The organism is Caballeronia sp. INML1, assembly GCF_023631085.1.
Lineage (GTDB): Bacteria > Pseudomonadota > Gammaproteobacteria > Burkholderiales > Burkholderiaceae > Caballeronia > Caballeronia turbans.
Genome location: NZ_JALQDT010000053.1, coordinates 1 through 23,926 on the forward strand (window position 1 = coordinate 1; position 23,926 = coordinate 23,926).

At 64.1% G+C, this 23,926-nt stretch carries 25 protein-coding genes; 9 read left to right on the forward strand and 16 right to left on the reverse strand.

What is annotated here, in order from left to right:
• Together NCR38_RS19635 and NCR38_RS19640 are read left to right on the forward strand one after the other, a co-directional pair.
• Nucleotides 1–213 (forward strand): hypothetical protein (locus tag NCR38_RS19635; RefSeq protein WP_250477506.1); only part of this gene is annotated, 213 nt, incomplete at its 5' end.
• Nucleotides 186–1,010: an alpha/beta hydrolase gene (locus tag NCR38_RS19640; RefSeq protein ID WP_061120764.1), complete on the forward strand. Its 825-nt coding sequence runs from the start codon at nt 186–188 to the stop codon at nt 1,008–1,010. The genes NCR38_RS19635 and NCR38_RS19640, both read left to right, overlap by 28 nt.
• Here the strand turns inward: NCR38_RS19640 and NCR38_RS19645 are convergent.
• Complete coding sequence (locus NCR38_RS19645) at nt 1,007–1,825, reverse strand: exodeoxyribonuclease III (RefSeq protein ID WP_061120789.1); 819 nt, start codon at nt 1,823–1,825, stop codon at nt 1,007–1,009. The two genes, NCR38_RS19640 and NCR38_RS19645, sit on opposite strands and share 4 nt — an antisense overlap.
• Before the next feature lie 113 nt (nt 1,826–1,938).
• On the opposite strand from NCR38_RS19645, the gene NCR38_RS19650 reads away from it, so the two are divergent.
• Nucleotides 1,939–3,132, forward strand: a complete 1,194-nt coding sequence (locus NCR38_RS19650; protein ID WP_061120763.1) for an MFS transporter — start codon at nt 1,939–1,941, stop codon at nt 3,130–3,132.
• Nucleotides 3,133–3,136: 4 nt separating this feature from the next.
• Here NCR38_RS19650 and NCR38_RS19655 read toward each other — a convergent pair whose 3' ends face one another.
• A complete protein-coding gene (locus NCR38_RS19655; RefSeq protein ID WP_061120762.1) occupies nt 3,137–4,141 on the reverse strand; it encodes an aldo/keto reductase in 1,005 nt (334 codons plus the stop codon).
• A 109-nt stretch (nt 4,142–4,250) separates the two neighbouring features.
• Between NCR38_RS19655 and NCR38_RS19660 the strand changes: the two genes are divergently transcribed.
• Nucleotides 4,251–5,144 carry a LysR family transcriptional regulator gene (locus NCR38_RS19660; RefSeq protein WP_061120761.1) on the forward strand — a complete coding sequence of 298 codons (894 nt, stop codon included), beginning with the start codon at nt 4,251–4,253 and terminating at the stop codon, nt 5,142–5,144.
• 6 nt (nt 5,145–5,150) lie between these two features.
• Here NCR38_RS19660 and NCR38_RS19665 read toward each other — a convergent pair whose 3' ends face one another.
• The 6 genes from NCR38_RS19665 to NCR38_RS19690 all read right to left on the reverse strand — a co-directional run bounded on the left by NCR38_RS19665 (nt 5,151) and on the right by NCR38_RS19690 (nt 10,830).
• Nucleotides 5,151–6,029, reverse strand: a complete 879-nt coding sequence (locus tag NCR38_RS19665) for an ABC transporter permease (protein WP_061120760.1) — start codon at nt 6,027–6,029, stop codon at nt 5,151–5,153.
• Nucleotides 6,026–6,847: an ABC transporter ATP-binding protein gene (locus NCR38_RS19670; protein WP_061120759.1), complete on the reverse strand. Its 822-nt coding sequence runs from the start codon at nt 6,845–6,847 to the stop codon at nt 6,026–6,028. The genes NCR38_RS19665 and NCR38_RS19670 overlap by 4 nt, the downstream gene beginning before the upstream one ends.
• Nucleotides 6,848–6,951: 104 nt before the next feature.
• On the reverse strand, nt 6,952–7,974 hold the full coding sequence (locus tag NCR38_RS19675; protein WP_061120758.1) for an ABC transporter substrate-binding protein: 1,023 nt from the start codon (nt 7,972–7,974) through the stop codon (nt 6,952–6,954).
• 33 nt (nt 7,975–8,007) lie between these two features.
• Complete coding sequence (locus NCR38_RS19680; protein ID WP_061120757.1) at nt 8,008–8,943, reverse strand: TauD/TfdA family dioxygenase; 936 nt, start codon at nt 8,941–8,943, stop codon at nt 8,008–8,010.
• Between the two features lie 179 nt (nt 8,944–9,122).
• Nucleotides 9,123–10,301, reverse strand: coding sequence for a DNA polymerase IV (dinB, locus tag NCR38_RS19685; RefSeq protein WP_061120788.1), 1,179 nt, complete (start codon nt 10,299–10,301; stop codon nt 9,123–9,125).
• Between the two features lie 163 nt (nt 10,302–10,464).
• On the reverse strand, nt 10,465–10,830 hold the full coding sequence (locus NCR38_RS19690) for a hypothetical protein (protein WP_061120756.1): 366 nt from the start codon (nt 10,828–10,830) through the stop codon (nt 10,465–10,467).
• Nucleotides 10,831–11,122: 292 nt separating this feature from the next.
• Between NCR38_RS19690 and NCR38_RS19695 the strand changes: the two genes are divergently transcribed.
• On the forward strand, nt 11,123–11,317 hold the full coding sequence (locus tag NCR38_RS19695; RefSeq protein ID WP_061120755.1) for a DUF3563 family protein: 195 nt from the start codon (nt 11,123–11,125) through the stop codon (nt 11,315–11,317).
• Between the two features lie 26 nt (nt 11,318–11,343).
• Here the strand turns inward: NCR38_RS19695 and NCR38_RS19700 are convergent, their stop codons facing one another.
• Both NCR38_RS19700 and NCR38_RS19705 read right to left on the reverse strand, forming a co-directional pair.
• The gene (locus tag NCR38_RS19700; protein ID WP_061120754.1) at nt 11,344–12,027 is read right to left on the reverse strand and encodes a response regulator transcription factor; all 684 of its coding nucleotides are present in this window, start codon (nt 12,025–12,027) and stop codon (nt 11,344–11,346) included.
• Between the two features lie 167 nt (nt 12,028–12,194).
• Nucleotides 12,195–13,544 (reverse strand): ATP-binding protein, encoded by a 1,350-nt coding sequence (locus tag NCR38_RS19705; protein WP_061120753.1) that lies wholly within the window; start codon nt 13,542–13,544, stop codon nt 12,195–12,197.
• On the opposite strand from NCR38_RS19705, the gene NCR38_RS19710 reads away from it, so the two are divergent.
• Nucleotides 13,537–13,950, forward strand: a complete 414-nt coding sequence (locus NCR38_RS19710; RefSeq protein ID WP_143756416.1) for a hypothetical protein — start codon at nt 13,537–13,539, stop codon at nt 13,948–13,950. The genes NCR38_RS19705 and NCR38_RS19710 overlap by 8 nt on opposite strands.
• A 58-nt stretch (nt 13,951–14,008) precedes the next feature.
• The gene (locus NCR38_RS19715; protein WP_061120787.1) at nt 14,009–15,538 is read left to right on the forward strand and encodes an MDR family MFS transporter; all 1,530 of its coding nucleotides are present in this window, start codon (nt 14,009–14,011) and stop codon (nt 15,536–15,538) included.
• 53 nt (nt 15,539–15,591) lie between these two features.
• Here the strand turns inward: NCR38_RS19715 and NCR38_RS19720 are convergent, their stop codons facing one another.
• The 3 genes from NCR38_RS19720 to NCR38_RS19730 all read right to left on the reverse strand — a co-directional run bounded on the left by NCR38_RS19720 (nt 15,592) and on the right by NCR38_RS19730 (nt 18,251).
• The gene (locus NCR38_RS19720) at nt 15,592–15,813 is read right to left on the reverse strand and encodes a hypothetical protein (protein WP_061120752.1); all 222 of its coding nucleotides are present in this window, start codon (nt 15,811–15,813) and stop codon (nt 15,592–15,594) included.
• A gap of 221 nt (nt 15,814–16,034) precedes the next feature.
• On the reverse strand, nt 16,035–16,262 hold the full coding sequence (locus NCR38_RS19725) for a hypothetical protein (RefSeq protein ID WP_061120751.1): 228 nt from the start codon (nt 16,260–16,262) through the stop codon (nt 16,035–16,037).
• Between the two features lie 180 nt (nt 16,263–16,442).
• The gene (locus NCR38_RS19730) at nt 16,443–18,251 is read right to left on the reverse strand and encodes an alkaline phosphatase (RefSeq protein ID WP_061120750.1); all 1,809 of its coding nucleotides are present in this window, start codon (nt 18,249–18,251) and stop codon (nt 16,443–16,445) included.
• 385 nt (nt 18,252–18,636) lie between these two features.
• On the opposite strand from NCR38_RS19730, the gene NCR38_RS19735 reads away from it, so the two are divergent.
• Nucleotides 18,637–20,520, forward strand: a complete 1,884-nt coding sequence (locus tag NCR38_RS19735; RefSeq protein WP_250477507.1) for a PAS domain-containing sensor histidine kinase — start codon at nt 18,637–18,639, stop codon at nt 20,518–20,520.
• Between the two features lie 236 nt (nt 20,521–20,756).
• Here the strand turns inward: NCR38_RS19735 and NCR38_RS19740 are convergent, their stop codons facing one another.
• Entirely contained in the window at nt 20,757–21,887 is a 1,131-nt protein-coding gene (locus tag NCR38_RS19740) for an FUSC family protein (RefSeq protein WP_061120748.1), read from the reverse strand.
• Between the two features lie 36 nt (nt 21,888–21,923).
• Nucleotides 21,924–22,862 carry a LysR family transcriptional regulator gene (locus tag NCR38_RS19745; protein WP_061120747.1) on the reverse strand — a complete coding sequence of 313 codons (939 nt, stop codon included), beginning with the start codon at nt 22,860–22,862 and terminating at the stop codon, nt 21,924–21,926.
• Nucleotides 22,863–22,976: 114 nt separating this feature from the next.
• Between NCR38_RS19745 and NCR38_RS19750 the strand changes: the two genes are divergently transcribed.
• Nucleotides 22,977–23,411, forward strand: coding sequence for a VOC family protein (locus tag NCR38_RS19750; RefSeq protein ID WP_061120746.1), 435 nt, complete (start codon nt 22,977–22,979; stop codon nt 23,409–23,411).
• A 74-nt stretch (nt 23,412–23,485) separates the two neighbouring features.
• Here the strand turns inward: NCR38_RS19750 and NCR38_RS19755 are convergent, their stop codons facing one another.
• Nucleotides 23,486–23,764: a hypothetical protein gene (locus NCR38_RS19755; protein WP_061120786.1), complete on the reverse strand. Its 279-nt coding sequence runs from the start codon at nt 23,762–23,764 to the stop codon at nt 23,486–23,488.
• Nucleotides 23,765–23,926 lie beyond the last annotated feature (162 nt).

The window sequence follows — 23,926 nt, forward strand, 5'->3', positions numbered from 1 at the left end:
GTCACTTTCTTTGCAGCAGCAAAGAAAGTGACTGCCGCCCCGCATAGGGGCAACGCTAATAAACCAATACGAAAACGGGATCCGGCGAAAAACGAAACCCAAAAGCAATCCACCGTACAAACGCACAAAAAGCAAACCCACTACCATAGGAAAGCCCCCACCTCCGCCCTCGCCCTCAAAAACAAATGCCAGAAACCCTCTGGATTCTTCTGACAGCGATCGCGCTGCTCTACGCCATTGCCTTGGCGGGACTCTATTGGCTACAAGGCCGCCTGGTCTATCCATTGGAAAAGATCGAAGCTTTCAAGAACGCGGAACTGGAGGAGCAAACCGAAGCGGTCCGCATAAAAACCGAAGACGAACTCACCCTGACCGTCCGCTACAAAGCACCCAAACAAAAAACCGCCTCGACAATCATCCTCTTCCACGGCAATGGCGAAGACCTCGCCCAACGCGGCCACATCGCGCTCGAGCTGATCGAAGCAGGCTACGGCGTGCTCCTCGCCGAATACCGCGGCTACGGCGGCAACCCCGGCAGGCCGCACGAAGCCGGCCTCTATGCCGATGCACGCGCCGCCTACGCCTATGCATCGGCGCGTTCATCGAACATCGTGCTGCACGGCTATTCGCTCGGCTCGGGCGTCGCCGTGCAGCTCGCGAGCGAAGCAAAAATCAACGCGTTGATGCTCGAAGCCCCGTTCACGAGCATCGTCGATGTGGCGGCGATGCGATTCCGGCTCTTCCCGGTGCGGCTGCTCGCACGCGATCGCTACGATAGCCTTTCGAAGATCGCATCGGTGCGCGCGCCGCTTCTGATCTACGGCGGCACCAAAGACGGGGTGATCCCGCCCGCGCACTTCCAGCGCCTCTTCGACGCCGCACGCGGCGACAAGCGCCTCGCGCTCATCGAAGACGCCGATCATCTCGACGTCTGGACGATGGGCGGCCGCGAGCACGTCATGCAATTCCTCTCCTCGCTGCAACCGGCGCGGGACACGCTGCAAGCCTAAGCGCCCGCCGCTTTCCTGCGCGTGCGCCCGAGCTTGAGCGTGACCCATGTCGGCGCATGATCGCTCGCATGCGGCTCGCCGCGCACCCATGTATCCACGCCCGCGCTCTCGAGCTTCTTCGCCAGATCCTTGCTGAGCAAAATATGATCGATGCGCAGGCCCGAGTTGGTCTGCCAGTGATTGCGGAAGTAATCCCAGAACGTATAGATGCGCTCGTCGGGAAACGTCTTGCGCAACGCATCCGTCCAGCCTTGCGCAAGGAGATCCGCATATGCCGCGCGGCTTTCGGGCTGCAGGAGCGCGTCCTTCAGCCACGAGCGCGTGTTGTAGATATCCTCGTCGGTGGGCACGACGTTGTAATCGCCCGCGAGCACGACGGGATGACCGCTGTCGAACAACGCTTTCGCGTGCGCATTGAAACGCTCGAACCACGCGAGCTTGTAGTCGAACTTCGGGCCCGGCTGCGGATTGCCGTTCGGAAGATACAGACAACCGATCAGCAATCCGCCCACGGCCGCTTCGATATAACGGCTATGCGTGTCGTCCTCGTAGCCGGGCAGCCCGCGCCGGACCAGCACCGGCTCGGCATCCTTCGCGAGAATCGCCACGCCGTTCCACGACTGCTGTCCGTGCCATAGCGCGCCATAGCCCGCGCTCGCGATCGCATCGGCGGGAAACTGCGCATCCGTCGCTTTCAATTCCTGCAGACAGACGATATCGGGCGACTCGCGTTCGAGCCATTTCAACAAGGCGTCGAGACGCGGACGAATGCCGTTGATGTTGAAGGTCGCGATTTTCACTCGGCGTCTCTCCATCGGTGGATCGGGATCGATCGTACACGCGTCGCAGTTTGCGTGCCGCAACGTGCGCGAGCGCATCGGCGCAAAATCTGCGAAAGTCACGCGAACTCCGCGACCTCCTTGCATCCATGTCCGAAGGCTCCGCTCACTGGCAGCGCAATCTCTACGTCTGCGTATTCGGCTCGTTCACCACCATCATGGCGATGACGCTGCTCCTGCCCTTCCTGCCGCTCTATGTGCAGCAGCTCGGGGCCTCGTCGGTGGACGCGGCGGTGCAATGGTCCGGCGTCGCTTTCGGCGCGACGTTTCTCGCGGCGGGGCTCGTCGCGCCGCTATGGGGGCGTCTCGCCGACCGCTACGGCCGCAAGCCGATCCTGATCCGCGCGAGCCTCGGCATGGCGATCACGATGTCCCTGCTCGGCGTCGTACAGACCGTCTGGCAACTCGTGGCGATGCGCTTTCTCGCGGGGCTCGTCGGCGGCTATGCGAGCGGCGCCATCGTGATGATTGCAACGCAGACGCCGAAGCACCGCACCGCATGGGCGCTCGGCACGCACGCGGCCGGCATGATGGCCGGCAATCTCGTCGGACCGCTCGTCGGCGGACTCCTGCCGGGACTGATCGGCATACGCGCGACGTTCTTTCTCGCGGGCGGCCTCATCTTCTGCTCGTTCATCATGACGACGCTGCTCGTCAAGGAAGCGCGCCGCGCGCCCGATCACGCGAAGACAAGGCCTCGCGGCGGCTGGCGCGACGTGCCGCTGCTTACGCCCGTCATCGCGATGCTCGTGAGCGCGATGCTCCTCATGTTCGCGAACATGTCGATCGAGCCGATCATCACGGTGTACGTGGCGCAACTCGTGAAGGACGCGAAGCAGGTCACGCTCGTCGCGGGCTTCGTGATGTCGGCCGCCGCGCTCGGCAGCGTGCTCGCGGCGCCGCGCGTCGGACGGCTTGCGGATCGCATCGGCGCACCGAAGGTGATCGTCGCGTGTCTTGCCGTCTGCGGCGTGCTGCTGATTCCGCAGATGTTCGTCACCAACGGCACGCAGCTCGTCGTGCTGCGCTTTCTGATGGGCCTCGCTTTGGGCGGCCTGCTGCCCGCGATCACGAGCGTCGTGCGTCACAACGTGCCCGATCACGCAGCCGGATACATCCTCGGCTACGCGACATCGGCGCAATACATCGGGCAGGTGACGGGACCGCTCGCGGGCGGCTTCATCGCCGCGCATTCGGGCATGCACTCCGTCTTCGCGATGACGAGCGTGCTGATGTTCGCCGGCGCCGCGTTCAATGCGTGGGTGTTTCTGCGCGCACGATGAGCGCTTAGTTTTTCTCGCTGTCGAGGTGCGCCATCTGCACGGCCTCATAGCGATCGCCCGCCGCCGCGCCCCTCGGCACCGCCGCTTCGATCGCGGCGAAGTCATCCTTCGTGAGCGTCACGTCGAGCGCGCCGAGCGATTCCGTCAGGCGATCGCGGCGGCGTGCGCCGATCACGGGAACGATGTCATCGCCCTGCGCCAGCACCCATGCAATGGCGATCTGCGCGACGCTCACGCTTTTCGCATCCGCGATCTTGCGCAGCGCATCGACGAGCGCGAGATTGCGTTCGACATTGCCTTGCTGAAAGCGCGGACTGTTCGCGCGCCAGTCGCCCGCTTGCGCGGCGTCCTTCCTCCAGTGTCCGCTGATGAGCCCCCGCGACAGCACGCCATACGCCGTGATGCCGATGCCGAGTTCCCTGCATGCCGCAAGGATCGCGTCCTCGATGCCGCGCGAGATCAGCGAATACTCGATTTGCAGATCGCACACCGGATGCACGGCCGCCGCCTTGCGGATCGTTTCCGCGCCCACTTCCGACAGCCCGACATGACGCACATAGCCCGCCTCGATCATGTCGGCGATGGCGCTGACGGTATCTTCGACCGGCACGTTCGCATCGAGCCGCGCGGGGCGGAAGATGTCGATATGGTCGACGCCGAGCCGCTGCAACGTGTACGCGAGCGCGTTCTTCACGGCAACGGGACGTCCGTCGAACCCGATGAAATTGCCGGCCGGGTCGCGCATGCCGCCGAACTTGACGCTCACAATCGCCGAATCGCGCCGTGAAGGCGGCGCGCTTTTCAGCGCCTCGCCGATCAGCATTTCGTTGTGGCCCATGCCGTAGAAGTCGCCGGTGTCGAGCAGCGTGATGCCCACTTCGAGCGCCGCGTGAATCGTCGCGATGCTCTCCGCGCGATCCGATGGCCCGTACATGCCCGACATGCCCATACATCCGAGCCCGATGGCCGACGATTGCGGTCCGGTCTTCCCGAGTCTGCGTTGTTCCATGATGGTTCTCTCCTGAAGGACGTGGAGAGGATTATGGGAGCAATTGACACGTGCGATAATCCGCCTCAATGCGAATGGGCTGTGCGCCCATGCGAACAATGAGCAAACCATGGACGAGCCGGATTTGTCGGACCTTCACGCGTTTCTGGCCGTCGCGCGCTCGCGCGGCTTCAGGCAGGCGGCGCTGTTGCGCGGCGTGTCGGCGTCGTCGCTGAGCGAGGCGATCCGCAGGCTCGAAACACGGCTGGGCGTGCGCCTTCTCAATCGCACGACGCGTAGCGTCACGCCGACCGAAGCGGGCGAGCGGCTGATCGAACGCCTTGCGCCCGCCTTCGCGGAAATCGCGGGCGCGCTCGATACCGTCAACCACTTTCGCGACAGCCCGACCGGCACGCTGCGGCTAAACGTGCCGAGGATCGTCTCGCGCGAAATACTGCCGCCCATCGTCGCGCGCTTTTTGACGGCGCATCCGGGCATCAAGCTGGAAATCAGCGCAACCGATACGTTCATCGACGTGCTCGCCGCCGGTTTCGATGCGGGCATTCGCTACGACGAGCGCATCGAGCGCGACATGATCGCGGTGCCGATCGGGCCGCGCACGCAGCGCTTCGTCGCGGTTGCGGCGCCGTCCTATCTCGCCGCGCACGGCGAGCCGAAACATCCGCGCGATCTCGTGAACCACGCGTGCATCGGGCATCGCTTCGACAGCGGCGTGCTGGCGGTGTGGGAATTCATGCGCGGCAAGGAAGTGATGCGCATCGCACCGCAGGGTCCGCTCGTCACGTCGTCGATCGAAATAAGCAGAAGCGCGGCGATCGCCGGGCTGGGTCTCGTCTATACGTTCGACGAATTCGTGCGCGAGGCGATCGACGCCGGCGCGCTCGTGCCGGTGCTCAAGCCGTGGTGGCAGAGTTTCACCGGCCCGCGGCTCTACTATCCGAGCCGCGCGCACATGCCGGGGCCGCTGCGCGCATTCATCGACTTCATTCGCGACGGAAATTGATCGCGGTTATTGCTGCACGCCCCAGCGACGCACCGTGACGCGCTCGACGGTATCGAACACGAGATGCTCGACGGCGAGGCCGATCACGATGACCGCGGCGAGCCCGGCGAACACGCGATCCGTGTAAAGCTCGTTGCGATTCTGGAAGATGTACCAGCCGAGGCCGCCCTTGCCCGAGCTCGCGCCGAACACGAGCTCCGCCGCGATCAGCGTGCGCCACGCGAATGCCCAGCCGACGCGCAGCCCCGCGAGAATCGACGGCATCGCGGCGGGCACGAGGATCAGCATCACATGACGCATGCCGGTGAGACCGTAGTTGCGGCCGGTCATGCGCAAGGTCGAAGGCACCGCCTGGAATCCGGAATACGTATTGAGCGCGAGCGGCCACAACACCGAATGCACGAGCACGAAGAGCAGGCTTCCCGTCCCGAGGCCGAACCACAGCAACGCGAGCGGCAACAGTGCGATGGACGGCAGCGGATTGAACATCGCCGTGAGCATAGAAAGGATGTCGCGGCCGATGCGCGTCGATACCGCAAGCGACGTCAGCACGAACGCGAGCGCTGCGCCGAGCGCATAGCCGCGCAGCAATACCGACATCGAAATGCCGACCTTCGCGATCAGCTCGCCCGACGCAATGCCCTGCACGAACGCGACGAAAGTCGCGCTGAAAGTCGGCAGCAGGAGATCGTTATCGACGGCGCGCGCGGCGATTTCCCAGATCGCGATCAACACGATCGCGATGATGGACTTGCGCAGCCACGCGCGATCCGCAAGCCGCTTCGCAAGCGGCAGCGGCGCTTCGTGTTCGACCCCGGCAAGCGCGGCGGGCGTGACTTCGTATTCGGGCCGCACGGGCGGCACGATCAGATGCGGCGTGCTCATTGCGCCTCCTCTTCGAACAGCAGACGATGAATGCGCGCAACGCTTTGCTGAAACTCTCCGCGACCCATGCTTTCCTGCGTGTATTGATGACTGTTCAGTTCAGCGCGCACGCGCCCCGGATGCGGCGTCAGCAGCAGAATGCGATTGCCGATGATGAGCGCTTCCTCGATCGAATGCGTGACGAACAGCAACGTGAAGCGCTCGTCGCTCCACAGGCGCAACAGCTCTTCCTGCATGCGGCGGCGCGTGAGCGCATCGAGCGCGGCGAAGGGCTCGTCCATCAGGAGCACGCGCGGCTGCATCGCGAGCGCGCGCGCAATGGCGACGCGCTGCTTCATGCCGCCCGATAGCGTGTGCGGATAAGCGTCGGCGAATTTGGCGAGGCCGACCTTGTCGAGATAATGCAGCGCGCGCTCACGCGCTTCGGCGCGGCCGAGCTTGCGCGCGACGCGCAACGGGAAGGCGACGTTTTGGAGAACCGTCTTCCACGGCGGCAACTGGTCGAATTCCTGAAACACGACGATGCGATCCGCGCCCGGCCCGCGCACGCGCTCGCCGCCGATTTCGATGCTGCCCGCGACAGGCTCGATGAAACCGGCGACGGCCTTGAGCAAGGTGGACTTACCGCAGCCCGACGGCCCGAGCAGCACGAAGCGGTCGGCGCCGTACACATCGAAACTGACATCGTGCGTCGCGCGCACGAGACGCTCGGGCGTGCGGTATTCGAGCGTGACGTTCTTCGCGCTCAGAAGCTTGCCGCTCATGGAAGTGTGACGATCGGCTTCCTGTGAATAAAGCGCTTGGGGATTGGCGGCCATGATCTGTCTGCTGGATGGCAAACGAACACGATACCGGCGCGCTCGTCTCGAGCGAACCAATCAATGCGCATATCCAATTCGCGCTCGCCGATAAGCGCGCCTGTTCAGCTTCCGTCCTTCGTCGCGGGATCGGAGAAGAAGTAGTCCTGCCACGACTTCGGCTCGTTCTTGATCGCGCCGACGCGATGCATGAACTGCGCAAGCGCGAACGTGTTTTGCGGCGCGACCTTGAATTGCACCGACGGATCCTTGATCACCTTGATGAGCAGATCACGATCGATTTTCGCGTTGTTCACGCGCAGATAGATATCGGCGGCCTGATCGGGATGCTGCGTGATGTAGCGCGCGGCATCGGCGAGACCGGCGACGAACGCGCGATATGTCTTCGGATTCTCGTTGCGGAACTTCTCGGTCGCGTAGAGCACGGTCGCGGAACTCGGGCCGCCGAGGACATCGTATGAATTGAGCACGATATGCGCTTTCGGATTGCCCGCGAGTTCCTGCTGCTGAAACGGCGGATTGCCGAAGTGCGCATTGATCTCCGTGCCGCCCGCGATGATCGCCGCGGTCGCATCGGGATGCGGCACGGCCTGCGTGAGCTTGTCCAGGCGATCATATTGCTTGTCGCCCCATTGCTTGGCCGCCGCATATTGCAGGATGCGCGACTGTACGGACACGCCGACCGCCGGCACCGCGATGCGGTCCTTTTCGCTGAAATCGGCGATGGTCTTCACGCGCGGATCGTTCGATACGAGGTAATACGGAAAATTGCCCAGCGACGCGACGCCCTTCACGTTCTGCCGTCCGTGCGTACGGTCCCAGATCGTCAGCAAGGGGCCGACGCCCGCCGCCGCGATATCGACCGAGCCGGACAGCAGCGCGTCGTTCACGCTCGAACCGCCCGACAGCTTCGCCCAATCGACCTTGATATCAAGGCCTTCTTTCTTGCCTTCCTGCTCGATGAACTTCTGATCGCGCGCCACATTGAGCAACAGATAGACGACACCGAACTGCTCGGCGATACGCAATGTGCCTTCCGCATGCGCGCTCGCCGACGTGATGCCGAGCGAGACCGCGAGCGCGGCCATGAAGGCGCGCGGCGCGCCCTTCCCTGATCGAGAATGCATCGAAAAACCCCGTGAATGAAGCGATATTCGTATTTAGAAAGGCGCGTCGCCTTCGATGGTCGTGCGATACAGCTTGCGGCGCTGATCGTCGGGCGTGCCCGCCGCGAGATGCATGACCGAGCGGTTGTCCCAGAACACCATGTCGCTCTCGCGCCATTGATGGCGATAGATGAACTCTGGCCGCGTGCTGTGCGCGAACAGTTCCGCGAGCAAGGCGCGGCTTTCGTCTTCGGGCAAGCCGATCACGCGCGTCGTGAAATGCTCGCTGACGAAGAGCGCGCGGCGCCCGGTTTCCGGATGCGTGCGCACGATCGGATGCGTGACCGGCTTGACCTGCGCGATCTGCTCCGCCGAAAGATTGGGCCGCCATGGGCTGCGCTGTTGCAGCTCGGCGTATTTGGCGAGATACGTGTGCTCGGCCGCACGGCCTTCGACCGCATCGCGCAGATGCACGGGCAGCGTGTCCCACGCGAGATGCTGGTTCGCAAAGAGCGTGTCGCCGCCGACCGTGGGCAATTCCTGCGCATGCAAAAGTGACCCGAGACTCGGCTTGTCCTTGTACGAGAGATCCGAGTGCCAGAAATGGCCTGCATCGCCGAGGCCGATCGGCTTGCCGTTCTCGACGATGTTCGACACGATCAGCACTTCCGGATGTCCCGCGAGCGCGAACTGATGCAGCACGTGAATCTGCAACGGGCCGAAACGCTTGCTGAACGCGACCTGCTCATCGGGCGTGATCCGCTGATCGCGAAACACGAGCACGTGATGATCCAGGTGCGCGCGGTGAATGCGCGCGAAATCGGCTTTCGATATCGGCTTCGACAGATCGAGCCCGATCACTTCGGCGCCGAGCGGCGCGTCGAACTGGCGAATCTCGATGGGTTGATCGGCGGCTTCGCGGGATGTGGCAAGGGAAGCGAGAGCGGGATTGAAAGCGGTCTGAATCGTCACGGTCGAATCGATAACCATCGATAACTTCGGGGAAGCGAACAATCTAACGCGCGTCGATTGAGCCGGCAACGAAGGATCCGAGCTTTCGTTATGCGCCGCTGCGATAAAGCCCGCTCAGAGCGGTGAACCAATGAAAGACTTCTGTATTGATCAGCCTAATAGGCATTGGGTGACGAGTGCGCCGTACGGGGAAACGCTTAGTCGCCGGCGGCGTCGAACGGTAATTCGACCTGCACCGGCTCGGCGAAACCACTCTCATCGCGCCCCGCGAGCGCGCTGACGCGCACGCCAAGCAACCGGATGCGGCGATCGAGCACGATTCGCTTCAGGCATTCGGTCGCGGCGCGGCGGATCTCGACCGGATCAGCGGTCGCAACAGGCACGGTGAGATCGCGCGTCACGGTGCGAAAGTCGTCGAAGCGCAGCTTGATGCCCACCGTGCGCCCGACATAGCCTTTGCGCTGCAAGTCCTCGGCGACACGCGTGCACAGGCCCGTGAACTCCGCGGAGAGCGTCGCGCGATCCTGCTTCGGATGAAAGTCGCGCTCGAACGTGGTCTCGCGGCTCATCGACTTGGGTGTCGAACTCACGACGACAGGCCGCTCGTCCTGTCCCTGCGCGATGCGCGCGAGCCATGCGGCATACGTGCCGCCGAAGTGCGTCTGCAGGAACCCGGGATCGGCGGCGGCGATATCGCCCACAGTGACGATGCCGAGCGCCGCGAGTTTTTCGCTCGCCTTCGGGCCGATGCCGTTCACCTTGCGCGCGGCGAGCGGCCAGATGCGCGTCGGCAGGTCGGCCATCGTGAGGATGGTGAGGCCGTCGGGCTTGTCGAGCTCGGAGCCGATCTTTGCGAGCAGCTTGTTCGGCGCGATGCAGATCGAGCACGTGAGCCCGGTCGCCTCGCGCACGGCGTCCTTCATCCGCTGACCGATATCGGCCGGCTCGCCAGGCAGATCGCTGACGTCGATATAAATCTCGTCGATGCCGCGATTCTCGATCTGCGTCGTAAACGTCGCGATCGCGGCCTTGAAGAGGCGCGAGTAGTGGCGATAGGACTCGAAGTCGGTCGGCAGAAGGATCGCGTCGGGCGCGAGCTGCGCGGCCTTCATCATGCCCATTGCGGAAAAGACGCCGAACTTGCGCGCCTCGTAAGTGGATGTGGTCACGACGCCGCGGCCCGCGTAATCGCGCAGGCGCCTGAAGCGGCGCGAGCCGTCGGGGAGCGTCTCGGGCGTGGCGCTGCGGCCGCCGCCGACCACGACGGGCATGCCGCGCAGTTCGGGATAACGCAGGAGTTCGACCGACGCGAAGAACGCATCCATGTCGAGATGCGCGATGCGGCGCGGCGCGGGTGTCGGAGACGGCGTGTCCATTGCGGCGATCAGAACGTCGCTGCGCAACGAGACGCGCTCAAGGCGAAATCGACAGAGGAGAACGCACCGAACATGCTAAGGCAGTGCCGCCAGGCAATAAAAATGGCTTACTGTACATCCATACAGTAATTCGCGCTAGAGCCTGCCCGTGCGCGCGAGCACGTCATTCCGGCGTGCGCTTTTCGGCGAGTGCGCGGCGGCAATCGTCGAAGACCTGCCGGACGACATCCGATTGATAGTTGAGGTCTTCACTGTCGAGGATTTCCTCGACGGCGTCGCGCGCCCAGTCCGCTTCGAGCAGCGCGCAATGCTGCGTGGCGATCTCGCGTGCAATGGCGGCGAGCTTGGCGACCGTGAGCCAGTCCGCGAGGCGCTGATGCCGGTCGAGCCATTTATGCGCGGCCTGCACGTGAAACGAGGCGGCAGGCCAGTCGCCATTCAGGTAATACGCGCCGAGACTGCCGCACGTGAGCCAGCAGAGCAACTCGACGCGGTCGCGGGCACTGAGGATACGAGACACATCGTTCATGGCGGCCTTCACGAGAGACGATCGACGAACGCGGATGACGCACGGCGTTTCGTATCGAAACCCGCATGTAACCCGTATAAAAGCACGATAGCACGGGATGGTGCGGCGCGGCAGTGCCTGCCCGCAGTGCGATCGGATTCACGGTGCGTTGGCGAACGCTTCGTCATGCGAAGGGCGCAATCGCGCATCGAAGGCATGCGATTGCGCTCTCATTCCTTTCTAATTCGCCGGGCATAACCTGCTTTCGTCGGCCCCACTCATATCGGCCTTTTTTCAACGACGGGAGCACATCATGTTTGCACGTCTTTCGCAGTCCATCGACCATCTCTTCTCGATTCACACGCCGGACGAGGCCCGCGACGCCTATCTCGCATCATCGAGCGATCTCGCCGATCTCGAACGCCGCATGCGTCAGGTCGAAACGCAGGATCACGACTACAGCATGTATTTCTGCGGCGCCCTCGGGCGGCATCACGATCGGCCCTGAGCGCCGCGCCGCCGATGCAACGCGCGCTACTTCGTTTCCTCGCGGCCCGCCTGCCCGAGCATCACGGTCCAGCCGAGCCCGCGCACGTTGCGGATCACGCCCGCGCCGAATTTCTTGCGCACCGAATGGATCAGCACGTCCACGGCGTTGCTCTCCACTTCCTTGCCCCAGCCATAGAGCCGGTCTTCCAGTTGGTCGCGCGAGAAGATCGTGCCGGGACGTTCGAGCAGCGCGTGCATCAGCGCGAATTCACGTGCGGACAGCACGCCCGAATTCTCGCCGCAGGTGAGCGTGCGCTGGTCGAGATTGAGGCAGATCGAATCGTCGCCGAGACGCGAGACCGCGTAGCCCGCCTTGCGCCGCAGCACCGCGCGGATGCGCGCAAGGAGTTCGGGCATATTGAAGGGCTTGAGCAGATAGTCGTCGGCGCCGAGATCGAGGCCCTGAACGCGTGTGTCGACATCATCGCGCGCGGTGAGGATCAGCACCGGCGTCGCGTTTCCGCCCGTGCGCGCCTGTCGCAACAGCTCGATGCCCGTCACGCCCGGCAAGCCGAGATCGAGCAGCACGACGGTGTATTCGGCGGCGTTGATCGCCTCGCGGCCCGCGTTGCCGTCGCGGACCCAGTCCACGGCATAGTCGGCATCCTTGAGCGCACGCATGAGGCTCGTGCCGATCTGCACGTCGTCTTCGATCAGGAGAATTCGCATGTTCCACCCCGCGCCTCGCGAGAATGGCGCGCGCCACGCGCCTAGGAATGCGGCCCGAAAAATCCAAACGCACGACCGGTCTATTTAATTCTTCTACTGACCGGTGAAGATCGCTTTGTGCCGCGCAGCGAATGCATTGTAATCGTCGTAAAAGCGCGCGCAAATCCCTACGTGTTGAATACAGGCGCAGGCACGTTTTCGCTGACTTCTTCGACCGGAAAGCTGATTGAAGCGACGATGCCCGATTGGCCGTCGCTGCGGTTTCTCAGCGTGACGTCGCCGCCGTAGCGCGCGGCGATAGCCTTCACGATGGACAAGCCTAGCCCGCTGCCCTCCACGTCCGGATTCGCCCGGAAAAAGCGATCGAACACGCGCGGCAGCAGTGCTTCGTCGATGCCCGGGCCGTTGTCGATCACGTCGATCCAGACCATGTCGCCGTCACGCCGCATGCGCAGGTCGATGGTGCCGCCATCCGGCGTATAGCGCACCGCGTTCGACACGAGATTCTTCACCGCCATCCCGATGTCCGTCTCGACCGCGCGCACGTGCGCGTTCACCATTTCCTCCGCGCCGATGTCCATGCCGCGCGAGATCGCGATCGGCAGCACGTCGGCGACGGCGCCCGTCACCACTTCCGAGAGGTCTACGCGCGCGAGCGGTGCGCCGTTCACCGGTGCATCGGCGCGCGCGAGCCGCAAGAGTTGCGCGATGAGCTTGCCGCTGCGCGCGATGCCCTTGCGCAATTCCTGAAAGCGCTCCTGATTGCCGGCGACGATATGCGGCGCGAGATTGTCGGCCTGAAGCTGAAGCGCGGTGAGCGGCGTGCGGAGTTCGTGCGCGGCGTCGGCGATGAACTTGCGTTCCTTTTCGATCGAGGTGGCCAGGCGCTCGATCATCGTGTTGATCGACTCGATGAAGGGCGTGATTTCCGTCGGCACGCCGACGGTCGGCAGCGGCTGCAGATGACCCATGTCGATGGCCCGCACCTGCGCGCCCAGCTCGTTCAACTGACGCAGCGAGCGCCGCACGACGAGCGCGACCGCGATCCATATGAGCGGCAGCAGTACGGCGATCGGCCAGAGCGTTTGCGTCGCGGCTTCCTGCGTGATCTCGCGGCGCACGGACGAACGTTGCGCGACCTGAATGGTCATCGTCGGCTCCTGACGGGTGAAGACGCGCCAATGTTCGTCGTTGACCTCGACGCCGGAGAAACCCGCTTGCGCGTCGCGCGGAAAATGCAGTGACGGATCGGTCGTGCGGAACGGGAAAGTGGCATCGGGCTTCCACACGACGACGACGACATCGCGATCGTCCTGCGAGCCGCGCGCGGGATTCTGCGGTATGCCCTCGGCGAAGCCGTCGCGCATGCGCGCCGCCACTTGTTCGAGCCGCATGTCGAGGAGCGCGCTCATGCCGGTCTTGCTCAACTGATACGAACTCACGCCCTGCACGACGCCGATCACGCTCACGAGCAGCCCCAGCGCGACGACGAGTTGATTCTTCAGTGATTTGATCATCCGGGTGCGCCGCTTCGGAAAGGAACGGGGCGATTCAGCTGCCCGTTCGATTTTAGGCGACATTCCCGGAGATTTCGGTCTGAAAGACGACATGTGCGTGACAGCTGCGCGTGAGCGCCGGAAGAAAAAGGGCGTCGGTCCGATGACGGCCGACGCCCAAGGGCTGAGGAGTTACGAAAAACGTGAAACGAGCCGCAAAGTGCTGGGGCAAGCGCCGCCCGTCCACATGAAGAAGCGTAGGCGCGAAGAATTAGCGTTGAATGAGGGCGCGTCAGGCGTCGCCGAGCAGCGTTTCCCGCGGCGGGATAACATTGCATCCGGCGCTTCTTCATCGGCGACATTGCTTCGGCTGCAAGGAATTCGCAAGCCTGGGCGTCGCCGCCGCAATTCCATCTTTCGAGCATGACCGCTTCGCGCGCATCGCATCCGGTTCGCGCGGCGCGCGATCTGCCATTCATCACCGCATGTCACAGAACAGACAAACCGCCCGTCCCCTCGTCATTGCAGCGGTCATGGCCTCGATGGCCATGGTCGCGATCGAAGCCACCATCGTCTCGACCGCGATGCCGCAAATCGCGACGCAACTCGGCGGGCTCAATCTCTACAGCTGGGTGTTTTCTTCCTTCCTGCTCACGCAGACGGCGCTCACGGTGGTGTTCGGCAAGCTCGCGGACCTGTACGGCCGCAAGCCGGCCATCCTTGCGGGCATCGCCATCTTTCTGATCGGCTCGGTGCTCGCGGGCTTCGCGTGGTCGATGCCCGCGATGATCGTGTTCCGGCTGATCCAGGGTGTCGGCGCGGGGGCGATCCTGCCGGTCGCGCTGACGGTGGTCGGCGATCTCTATCCGGCGCGCGAGCGCGGCAAGGTGCAGGGCTATCTCGCGAGCGTCTGGGCGGTGTCCGCCGTGCTCGGGCCGATGGTCGGCGGCCTGCTGATCCGCCAGTTCTCGTGGGCGTGGATCTTCTGGATCAACGTGCCGATCGGCATTCTGGCCGCGCTGCTTTTCATCCTCTTCCTGCACGAGGAAAAGCGTCACGGCCGTCCGGCGATCGATTTCGCGGGCGCGTTCTTCTTCACCGCCGCCGTCGCCGCGCTGATGATGACGCTCACCGACGCCGGCCACGCGAGCAATGCGCGCGTCGGCATCGAGATCGCGGTGCTGGTCATCGCCAGCGTGTGCTTCGTGGTTCAGGAGCGCCGCGCCGCCGATCCGATGATCTCGTTCGGCCTGTGGTCGCATCGGCCGATCGCGGCGAGCAACGTCGCGACCCTGCTCGCCGGCATGGCGATGATGGGCCTCACCACCTTCCTGCCGATGTACGTGCAGGGCGTGATGCATCGCACGCCGGTCGAAGCGGGCCTCGCGCTCACGATGATGATGATCGGCTGGCCGAGCGGCGCGACCTTTACTTCGCGCTCGTTCAGCCGCATCGGTCTGAGGCGCCTGTTGATGATCGGCCCGGTGTTCATTCCGCTCGGCGCGTTGCCCTTCGTGCTGCTCGGTCCGCAATCGAGCGCGATCTGGGCGGGCGTCGGCTCGGCGGTGCTCGGCTTAGGCATGGGCATCACGAGCGTGTCGTGTCTCATCCTGATCCAGGAAATCGTGCAGCCGCACGAGCGAGGCAGCGCGACCGCATCGAACCTCTTCTCGCGCAATCTCGGCAACACGCTCGGCGCCGCCGTGTTCGGCGCGGTGCAGAACTACGGCCTCACGCATACGGACGGCCTGCCGCCCGTGCACGCGGACCAGTTGAAGCAACTGCTCTCGTCCGTGCCCGGCGACTTCGCGACGAACAACGAGATCCGACTCGTGCTGCATCACTCGCTGCATCTGACGTTCGCGGCAATGTTCGTGATCGCGCTCGGCACCGTCGTCGCGATGCTGTTCATGCCGAAGATCGAGATCGGGCGCGCGAAGGAAACCGTCGGGAACGTCGGCGCGGACGGCGCATCGAACGCCGCGAAAAACGCGGCGAATCAGGCGTTCCATTGAATCGTCGGCGATGATCTCGACCCAGTACATCAGCCGCATTTCGCCGAGCGTCGTCAGTCCTGCGACTGAAGCAGCGGGCTGTCGTGCTTCACGGTCGCGACACTCGCGCTCGCGGGCTGACTGTCGCTTGCGAGCGTCTGTGCATCGGCGAGATAGCGCGACAGCAGCGCGTTGTCGTCCATGTAGTACGTCATGGGACCATGGCCGCGTGCGAGCGCATAGCATCCGGCGACCAGCGCCGCGATGAGGACAATGCCGATGAGTCTTCCTGTCATGGTCGTGCTCCTGAAGGTTTCGAAGGTTCACTTCAAGGGCCTCTTCGCACTGCCTGCCACAGGCTCGACCCTCCGAAATGTGCCCGCAGTGTAATTGCGTGCGCTCGACTTGAAATCCCCCCGGAAGAACGGCTCACCATGGGTGTCACCGCATCGGCGGATTCAGGACGAGCGCGTCCCGCCGGCATGACCGGCAGGACGCGAAGTCATCGCAGACGTGCTCAGTCCTGCGCCTGCATGAGCGGGCTGTCCTGCTTCGACTTGTCGACGCTCGCGTCGTTGGTTTGCTGTGCATCCTGTGCGATGGTCTGCATGTTCATGCCTTGCTGCGACATGGGCGCGCCGTCCATCGGCGAGTAATACGGTGCAGGGCCATAGCCGCTCGCCATTGCATGGGAAGCGCCCGCGAGCGCCGCGACGAGGAAGATGCCTTTGAGTTTGCCGGTCATGATAGTGCTCCTGAGGGTTTCACATAGCCACTTCAAATCGGCCTCATTGCACTGCCTGCCAGCAACCGACCTCATGAAATGTGCACGCAGTCTACGTGCGCGGATCGGCGTTGAAATCCCCTCAAAAGCACGGATAGGAATGGATGGATCGATCGCTTGTGTATGAAGCGCGTTGTGCATTCATACGTTGTCCTCGACAGCGACGGATACCGCGCCCGCATTGATCGTCAGTCGCGTGCGCTTTTGCAGCGGGCTTTGCGGCGCAGTGCCGTCGGCATTGAGGAACTTCATCTTGTTGAAGATCGCGACGAATTGCGTGGGCGTGAGAGTCGCCGATGCGTAGCCGATGCCGTCGTGATCGGCATACAGCATGTCCGGATTGTTCTGGCGGATGAAGCTGTCCAATAGCGCCGATGAACCGATCAGCGAGGCGAGGGGCATGCCCGCCGCATACGTCTTCACGTCTTCGAAGAAAGGCTGGCTGCTGATGCCCGCCGACATCAGATCGATCATCACCGGCGTGCCCGTCGCGGGATTGGGCACGTCGCGCACGATGCCCGCCTGGAACGCATGCAGATCGCCCGTGATCGCGACGAGATTCGTGATGTTCTGCGCCTTCACGAACGACAGCAGATCCGCCTTGTGCGACGGATAGCCATCCCACGCGTCGCAATCGAGCACGAACACGACGTTATCGGGCGCGGGCGCGATCGACGTGAGATCGAGCCACAGTCGGTTCATCATCACTTCGTTGCCCCATACCTTCCATATCGAGGTGGAAGCCTTCAGCGTGTCCTTCCACCATTGCGTCTGCGCGGGACCGAAGATAGAGGGTACGCGCCCGAGCCGTTGCGTATCGGCTGCTTCGAATCGCGCGAGCACTTGCTGGGCCACGAAATAACGCGAGCCGACGAGATCGTTGCCGTTGACCGGATCGTGCCCGAGCGCCTGCGCGATGGCCGCTTCGCTCACGACGTGATCGTCGCGATAGAGCCGCTCGTCGGTCATCACGAGATGCATGAGCGAGCCGAAGTGGAAGTCGCGATAGATGCGGATGTTGTCGTAGGCCGTGTTGTTGAGATCGAACGACACGTCGCCCCAGTCGACCGGCAAGTACTCGGCCCACGCCTGATTCGCATTGCGGCGTCGCGCGGTCTGCTGAAGATTGGCGTTCGTATAGGTCTGATGATCCTGCCAGCAATCGTCGGAGAATTCGTGATCGTCCCAGATCGCGATGACCGGGAAGCGCGCATGCACGTTCTGCAGGCGCGCGTCGCCGCGATATGTGCGATATAGCGTGCGGTAGTCATCGAGCGTGCTGGCATAGGCGCCGCCGCTCGGCAGCGTGATCGCCGGATGCGCCGGCTCCACGGTGCCGGGTTGCGCGGCGAAGCCCGCCTCGTAGATGTAATCGCCCAGATGCACGACGAAGTCGAGATCGGTTTCAGCGGCCAGCAGCGACATTGCCTGCCAGTGATTCGCGCTCCAGTTCTGGCACACGAACCAAGCGAAGCGCAGTTGCGGGATGGCTTCGTTCGCCGCGGCCGCGGTGCGCGTCGTGCCCGTCGCGCTGATGTCGCTGCCCGCGACGAAACGGTAGTAGTACGTCGTCTTCGCGGCGAGACCGGTGACCTTGGTCCGCACGGTGAAGTCGTAATCTGCGACGGCACTCAACGGCACGCTGGCGACGAGCTGCGCGAAGTTCTGCTGCGCTGACACCTGCAACGTCACCGCGACGGGCGACGGCGACGCCGCCGCATTGCTGCCGTTCGCGACGCAGCGGGTCCAGAATACCGCGGAGACGTCGCGCGGATCGCCGCTCGCGACGCCTTGCGGGAACGCAAATGCGCCCGCGGGCGGCGGCGTCGAACCGCCGCCCCCGGCGTTGCCGTTGTCGTCGTGATCGCCCGAATGGCAGGCGGCAAGCGTGCCGGTGGCGGCCGCGACGGTATAGAACGCGGACAGCGAGAGGAAGCGACGACGGTCCATGAGAGCCTCCGTTTGCAAACGTCAGGGCGGTGCGCAACAGACGAGTTCGCTGGATGCGTCGAGCGGCCGATCCGACGGATGAGCGAGGCTCTTTTCGGGATTGAAATGATTAAAAGCTATAAATCACACCGCGCGCTGTCAAGGGACGTTTACGGGACGGCCAGCCGCCGCCTACCGCTTGTTACAAAGGCTTCGGTGCGAGGCGCCGCCAGCGGGTAAACTGTCGTAAGCGACTTTTGTCCAGGCGATGTCCACCGGCCACGCACCGGCTACACGGAAATGCGATACACCACATCACCGCTGCGCTGACTACAGACCCATGACCAGATCGAGATCCGCCGTTCCCCAACTCGGCGTCGCAGGCCCGGCTTCGAGCGGGCGCGCAATGACCGACGCGCAGTATCACGCGCTCGTCGATGCGATCGAAGACTGCGCGATTTTCATGCTCGACCTCAACGGCCGCATCACGAGCTGGAACAGCGGCGCACGCAAGATCAAAGGTTATGAGGCGCACGAGATCATCGGCCAGCATCTGTCGCGCTTCTACACGGCGGAGTCGGTGGCGCGCGGCTGGCCCGAATACGAACTGAAGCAGGCGTACGCGACCGGCCGCTTCGAGGATGAAGGCTGGCGCGTGCGCAAGGACGGCTCGCTGTTCTGGGCGAACGTCGTCATTACCGCGGCGCGCAATACGAAGGGCGAGATCATCGGCTACGCGAAATGCACGCACGATCTCACCGCCAAGCGCGCCGAGGAGGAAAAGCTGCGTCTGTCCGAAGAGCGCTTCCGTTTGCTCGTGGAAAGCGTGAGCGACTACGCGATCTTCATGCTCGATACGGGCGGCCATATCGCGAGCTGGAATACGGGCGCGATGCGCATCAAGGGCTATCAGCCATCGGAGATTCTCGGGAAGCACTTTTCGACGTTTTATTGCCCCGAGGATCTGGCCGCGAACCTTCCCGAGATCGAACTACAGACCGCGATTCGCACTGGCCGCGTGGAAAACGAAGGCTGGCGCGTGCGCAAGGACGGCTCGCTCTTCTGGGCGAACGTGATCATCACGGCGGTGTACGACGAGCATCGCGTGCTGCGCGGCTTCGCGAAGGTCACGCGCGACATGAGCGAGCGCAAGCGCCTCGAGCAGCTCGAGGTATCGTCGCGGCGCATCAGCGAGTTTCTCGCTACGCTCGCGCACGAGCTGCGCAATCCGCTCGCGCCGGTGCGCAATGCCATCGGCGTGATGCAGATGGAAACGGACATGCCGCAGCGCGTCGCCGCGTGCCGCGACATCATCGACAGGCAGACGTCGCATCTCGGCCGGCTCGTCGACGATCTGCTGGACATGGGCCGCATCACCACGGGCAAGATCGATCTGCGCATGGCGCGCGTGGACGTGAGCGATATCGTCGCGCGCAGCACCGAGCTCGTGCATCCTTTCACCGATGAGCGCATGCAGCGCGTCGTCACGAAGCTGCCGCAGGAGCCGGTTCATGTGGTGGGGGACAGCACACGGCTCGTGCAGGTCGTGCAGAACCTGTTGAACAACGCGTCGAAGTTCTCGCCGCGGGGGAGCACGATCAGCGTTGTCGTCGAGCCTGAGCCGACCGCCCTGCTGCTGAAAGTGATCGACACCGGGCGCGGCATTTCGCAAAAGGGCCTCGCGTCCATCTTCGATCTCTTCGTGCAGGAGGATCACTATCTCAATCCCGGCGAAGCGGGGCTCGGCATCGGACTCACGCTGTGCCGGTCGATCGTCGAGATGCATGGCGGCTCGATCAGCGCGGTGAGCGCCGGGCCGAATCAGGGCAGCACGTTTACGGTGCGCCTGCCCTATGCGTCCGACGACGATGCGCCGCGGCCGCATCGCGTGCTCGCGCAGAACGCGACGCAGGCCGCGGGCGATGGTCTGCGCGTCGTGCTGATCGACGACAACCAGGATTCAGCCGACAGCCTCGCCATGCTGCTGCAGATGAAGGGGCATGACGTGCGCACCGCGTATCACGGCAAGGAAGGGCTCGAAGTCATTCGGCATTTTCCTCCGGATCTGGTTCTGCTCGATCTGGCGTTGCCCGATATGGATGGGTACGCGGTGCTGCGGACGCTGCGCGCGCAACGGCTCCTTGGACCCGCCAAAGTGGTCGCGATGACGGGGTTCGGGCAGGAGAGCGACAAGGAACGCTCCGCGCAGGCGGGCTTCGATATGCATCTCGTGAAGCCGGTCGATTTCGACGTGCTGGACAGGTTGCTGGAGAAGGTGGCGGGGCGTTGAGCTGGTTGGGTTAGCTGGTGCTTTTGCGCTTTCGGCAGTTGCGTGTTCGCGTTGGTTTATCAGCGTTGCGCCGTGCGGGGCGGCGCTTACTCGCATAACGCTCGAATTCAAGAAGCGTCAGCTTTGCGCAGCTTCATCGACACAACATTTCGCCTGCCTGTTTCGTTCTGACTTCAAATCCGATAACTTTGCTATCCAAAAGAAGAGGGAGCACCGCGGCGCCAAAAACCACCACCCTACCCCCTCACCACCCGCAACGGAAAAATAACCCTCGACGCAAGCAACCCCAACGCCCCACCCAAAAGCGTCTCCCAGGCCCGCGCCGTCAGCAGTTCCACGGAATGCACCCCGCTCGCCGCCATCGTCACGATGAGCACGAACGCAAAGGCCCCACACGCGACGTCATACCGCTCCGGCAACGCCATCGCATAAGCGATCATCGCGAACGCGGACAAGATCCAGACGACGAGCGGCCAATGCTCCGCAAGCGGCAGGCAAACGATGCCGATCGGCACCCCGACGAGCGTCCCGTAGATGCGTCGCCGCACGCGCTCCGCCGTCCCGACCGCCGACGTCGCGACGACATACACGCAAGCCGTGATCGCCCACGCCGATTCCGCCAGCCCGAACGCGCGGTTCAGCACTACGACGACGAGCGCGCCGCACGCCGCCTGCAGGCCCATCGCGAACGCCGGCGATATCGCGTGACGTCCATACGCAGGCTCGGACGCCAACGCCGGCAGCACGGCCGGATGCTCGGCCGGCCCGCTCAACATGCGCGGCACGATGGCAGCAAGCATCCCGATCAGCAAGGCGATCAGAATCGCCCGTGAATCGCCGGGCCTGAGGTCCATCCCATAGGCGAGAAGCTGTCCGATGTAGAGCTGCGAGCCGATACCCGCGCCGGTCACTCCGAACCGCTTCAGGTAGCCCGCCAGAAAGGCGCCCGTCACGAGAATCAGCTCGGCGCCGCCGCGCCCGAGCTCGCGCAGCGACGGGCCGAACAGAGCAAAGGTCAGCGCACCGAACGCCGCCGCGATGCACAGCACGACGAGATCGCGGCTCGATTCGAAACGCGTCGCGCGCGCCTCCGACACGCTCGCCCAGAGCGCGAACCCGCCCGCGAGCCCGCCGACGGACACGCCCGGCGGCACGCTCTGCGTCACGTCCTGCAACGCGCCGAGCGCCGCCGCGAGGCCGTACGCGGTGACGAGCCGCAATCCCTTGATACGCCGATGCGTGCCGGGATCGACGCGATCGAGCCACGCGAGCGCCGCCTCGGCGCGACGTGCGCCCGATCGCGCGAGCGTCAGCGCCGTGTCCGCGAGGCCGGATCTCGCGTCGCCGATATCTTCCTCGTCATCCATGGGCATCCACCGAAGGGAACGCGTCTGCAACGCATTCTAGGCGATGCCGCGCCCCGGGTTCCGCCTGCGTGCGCGTCCGACAGGCGTTTTCGCCGCGCCACGCCCCGCCGCCTCGACGATGCAGCCCGCGAGCCGCGTCGCCGCATCCGGCTCGTCCGCACGCAGGCGCCGCGCGCGCTCGACGAGACCGATCTCGCGATGGAACGTGGCATCGCCGAGTTCGAGCGCGACCGCACCGCGCGGCCACGCACCGATGCCGTCTGACACCGGCAGAAGCGCCACGCCCAGGCCCCGCGCCACCAGTTGCGCGATGCCCGGCAGCTCGTCGACTTCGATCGAGTCGCGCACCGCGATGCGGCGCTTGGTCAGAAACATATCGACTTGCCGCCCGCCGAACGAGCGCCGGTCATAACGGATGAACGGCTCCGTTTCGATCAGTTCGCGCCAGTCAGCGCCTTTCCTGGCGGCGGGCGCGAGCAGCACGAACGGCTCCGCGACGAGCGTGCGCCATCGCAGCTCTATCTGCAGCGCGAACGGCGGACGGATGATGACGGCCATGTCCATCTCGCCCGCATCGACGCTCGCCAGCAGATTGAGCGAAACGCCCGGCACGAGCCGGATGCGCCAGGCGGGCAGCACGCGCCGGAATGCGCCGATCGCTTCGGGCAAAAGCACCGCATGGGCCGAGGCGATCGCGCCCACCGAAAGCAAGCCGCCGCGCCCGTCCTCGCCTTCCGGTTCGGCCAGACGCGCGTACAGTGCGATCAGTTCGTCGGCGAGTTCGAGCGTGCGTCTGCCCGCCTTGTTGAGCGTCGCGGAGCGGCCGGTGCGGTCGAAGAGCGTGACGCCGAGATGCGCTTCGAGGCGCTGCATCTGCGCGCTCACCGCCGACTGCGTGAGGCCGATATGCGCGCCCGCGCCCGCAAACGTACCGTGGCGCGCCACCGCGATGAAGGTCTGAAGTTCGCGCAGCATGTCGATTCATCGAAAATATTGGAGGTGACTCACGCAATATATCGTTTTTCAACAGATTTATTTATCAATACACTGGGGTTTCGTTCCCCACATGTCGATTAAAGGATTCACGCCATGAGCACGACCCAGCACGCCATGCCGCCCTTCCATCTCGCGTTCCCCGTTCACAGCCTCGCCGCTGCGCGCGAGTTTTACGGCGAATTGCTCGGCTGCCCGGAAGGCCGCAGCTCCGACGCCTGGGTCGATTTCAATTTCTATGGGCATCAGATCGTCGCGCATCTCGCGCCCGAGGAAGCCGGGCATCGTTCGACGAGCGCGGTCGACGGCGACGCGGTGCCGGTGCGCCACTTCGGCGTCGTGCTGTCTGTTCCGCAATGGGAAGAACTGGCCGGCAGACTGCGCGCCGCGGGCACGCGCTTCATCATCGAGCCGCATGTGCGCTTCAGGGGCGAAGTCGGCGAGCAGGCGACGATGTTCTTCCTCGATCCGTCGGGCAATGCCGTGGAGATCAAGGCGTTCGCGGATATGTCGTCGCTGTTCGCGAAGTAAGACGTCGATCAAAAGCCCAAAAGCAAACGGGACGCCAGCGGCGTCCCGTTCGTCATTTCATCGCGCGTTTCCCGTTACTGACCCGAGCCGCTCGCGCTGACCGGCGCGCCCGGTCCGCTCGGCGCCGCCGTGCCGCCCGGCGCGGTGGACGGGCCCGCGTTCATCGGGCTCTTCTGCATCTTCTTCGAATGCGTGGATTTGTGGGATTTCGACTGCGCGTGCTGCGTGGTCGTTTGCGCGTTGTCGCCGGCCTGCAGGCCCGTGCTCGAGCTCGGCGGATTGTCCTGCGCGAAAGCGGATGCACAGACGAGAGCGAAGGCGCCGGCAGCGGCGGAAAGGGCGAAACGTTTCATATCGGACACTCCTGTTTGCGGTTTGCGAAATGCGATGCTTGCGGCTTGTTCTGCCTGCTGGCCGCGACGCTTGAGCCGCGGCCGGTTCGCACGATACGAATCAGCACGCGACATGCCACGGTCTGACGATTCGCAAACGGAGTGTCGTCGAATGAAAGGCGT

Excerpts from the sequence above, each read along its gene's own strand:
- NCR38_RS19640 (WP_061120764.1), top strand. The coding sequence starts at position 186 with ATGCCAGAAACCCTCTGGATTCTTCTGACAGCGATCGCGCTGCTCTAC.
- NCR38_RS19645 (WP_061120789.1), bottom strand. The coding sequence starts at position 1,825 with ATGGAGAGACGCCGAGTGAAAATCGCGACCTTCAACATCAACGGCATT.
- NCR38_RS19650 (WP_061120763.1), top strand. The coding sequence starts at position 1,939 with ATGTCCGAAGGCTCCGCTCACTGGCAGCGCAATCTCTACGTCTGCGTA.
- NCR38_RS19655 (WP_061120762.1), bottom strand. The coding sequence starts at position 4,141 with ATGGAACAACGCAGACTCGGGAAGACCGGACCGCAATCGTCGGCCATC.
- NCR38_RS19660 (WP_061120761.1), top strand. The coding sequence starts at position 4,251 with ATGGACGAGCCGGATTTGTCGGACCTTCACGCGTTTCTGGCCGTCGCG.
- NCR38_RS19665 (WP_061120760.1), bottom strand. The coding sequence starts at position 6,029 with ATGAGCACGCCGCATCTGATCGTGCCGCCCGTGCGGCCCGAATACGAA.
- NCR38_RS19670 (WP_061120759.1), bottom strand. The coding sequence starts at position 6,847 with ATGGCCGCCAATCCCCAAGCGCTTTATTCACAGGAAGCCGATCGTCAC.
- NCR38_RS19675 (WP_061120758.1), bottom strand. The coding sequence starts at position 7,974 with ATGCATTCTCGATCAGGGAAGGGCGCGCCGCGCGCCTTCATGGCCGCG.
- NCR38_RS19680 (WP_061120757.1), bottom strand. The coding sequence starts at position 8,943 with ATGGTTATCGATTCGACCGTGACGATTCAGACCGCTTTCAATCCCGCT.
- dinB (WP_061120788.1), bottom strand. The coding sequence starts at position 10,301 with ATGGACACGCCGTCTCCGACACCCGCGCCGCGCCGCATCGCGCATCTC.
- NCR38_RS19690 (WP_061120756.1), bottom strand. The coding sequence starts at position 10,830 with ATGAACGATGTGTCTCGTATCCTCAGTGCCCGCGACCGCGTCGAGTTG.
- NCR38_RS19695 (WP_061120755.1), top strand. The coding sequence starts at position 11,123 with ATGTTTGCACGTCTTTCGCAGTCCATCGACCATCTCTTCTCGATTCAC.
- NCR38_RS19700 (WP_061120754.1), bottom strand. The coding sequence starts at position 12,027 with ATGCGAATTCTCCTGATCGAAGACGACGTGCAGATCGGCACGAGCCTC.
- NCR38_RS19705 (WP_061120753.1), bottom strand. The coding sequence starts at position 13,544 with ATGATCAAATCACTGAAGAATCAACTCGTCGTCGCGCTGGGGCTGCTC.
- NCR38_RS19715 (WP_061120787.1), top strand. The coding sequence starts at position 14,009 with ATGTCACAGAACAGACAAACCGCCCGTCCCCTCGTCATTGCAGCGGTC.
- NCR38_RS19720 (WP_061120752.1), bottom strand. The coding sequence starts at position 15,813 with ATGACAGGAAGACTCATCGGCATTGTCCTCATCGCGGCGCTGGTCGCC.
- NCR38_RS19725 (WP_061120751.1), bottom strand. The coding sequence starts at position 16,262 with ATGACCGGCAAACTCAAAGGCATCTTCCTCGTCGCGGCGCTCGCGGGC.
- NCR38_RS19730 (WP_061120750.1), bottom strand. The coding sequence starts at position 18,251 with ATGGACCGTCGTCGCTTCCTCTCGCTGTCCGCGTTCTATACCGTCGCG.
- NCR38_RS19735 (WP_250477507.1), top strand. The coding sequence starts at position 18,637 with ATGACCGACGCGCAGTATCACGCGCTCGTCGATGCGATCGAAGACTGC.
- NCR38_RS19740 (WP_061120748.1), bottom strand. The coding sequence starts at position 21,887 with ATGGATGACGAGGAAGATATCGGCGACGCGAGATCCGGCCTCGCGGAC.
- NCR38_RS19745 (WP_061120747.1), bottom strand. The coding sequence starts at position 22,862 with ATGCTGCGCGAACTTCAGACCTTCATCGCGGTGGCGCGCCACGGTACG.
- NCR38_RS19750 (WP_061120746.1), top strand. The coding sequence starts at position 22,977 with ATGAGCACGACCCAGCACGCCATGCCGCCCTTCCATCTCGCGTTCCCC.
- NCR38_RS19755 (WP_061120786.1), bottom strand. The coding sequence starts at position 23,764 with ATGAAACGTTTCGCCCTTTCCGCCGCTGCCGGCGCCTTCGCTCTCGTC.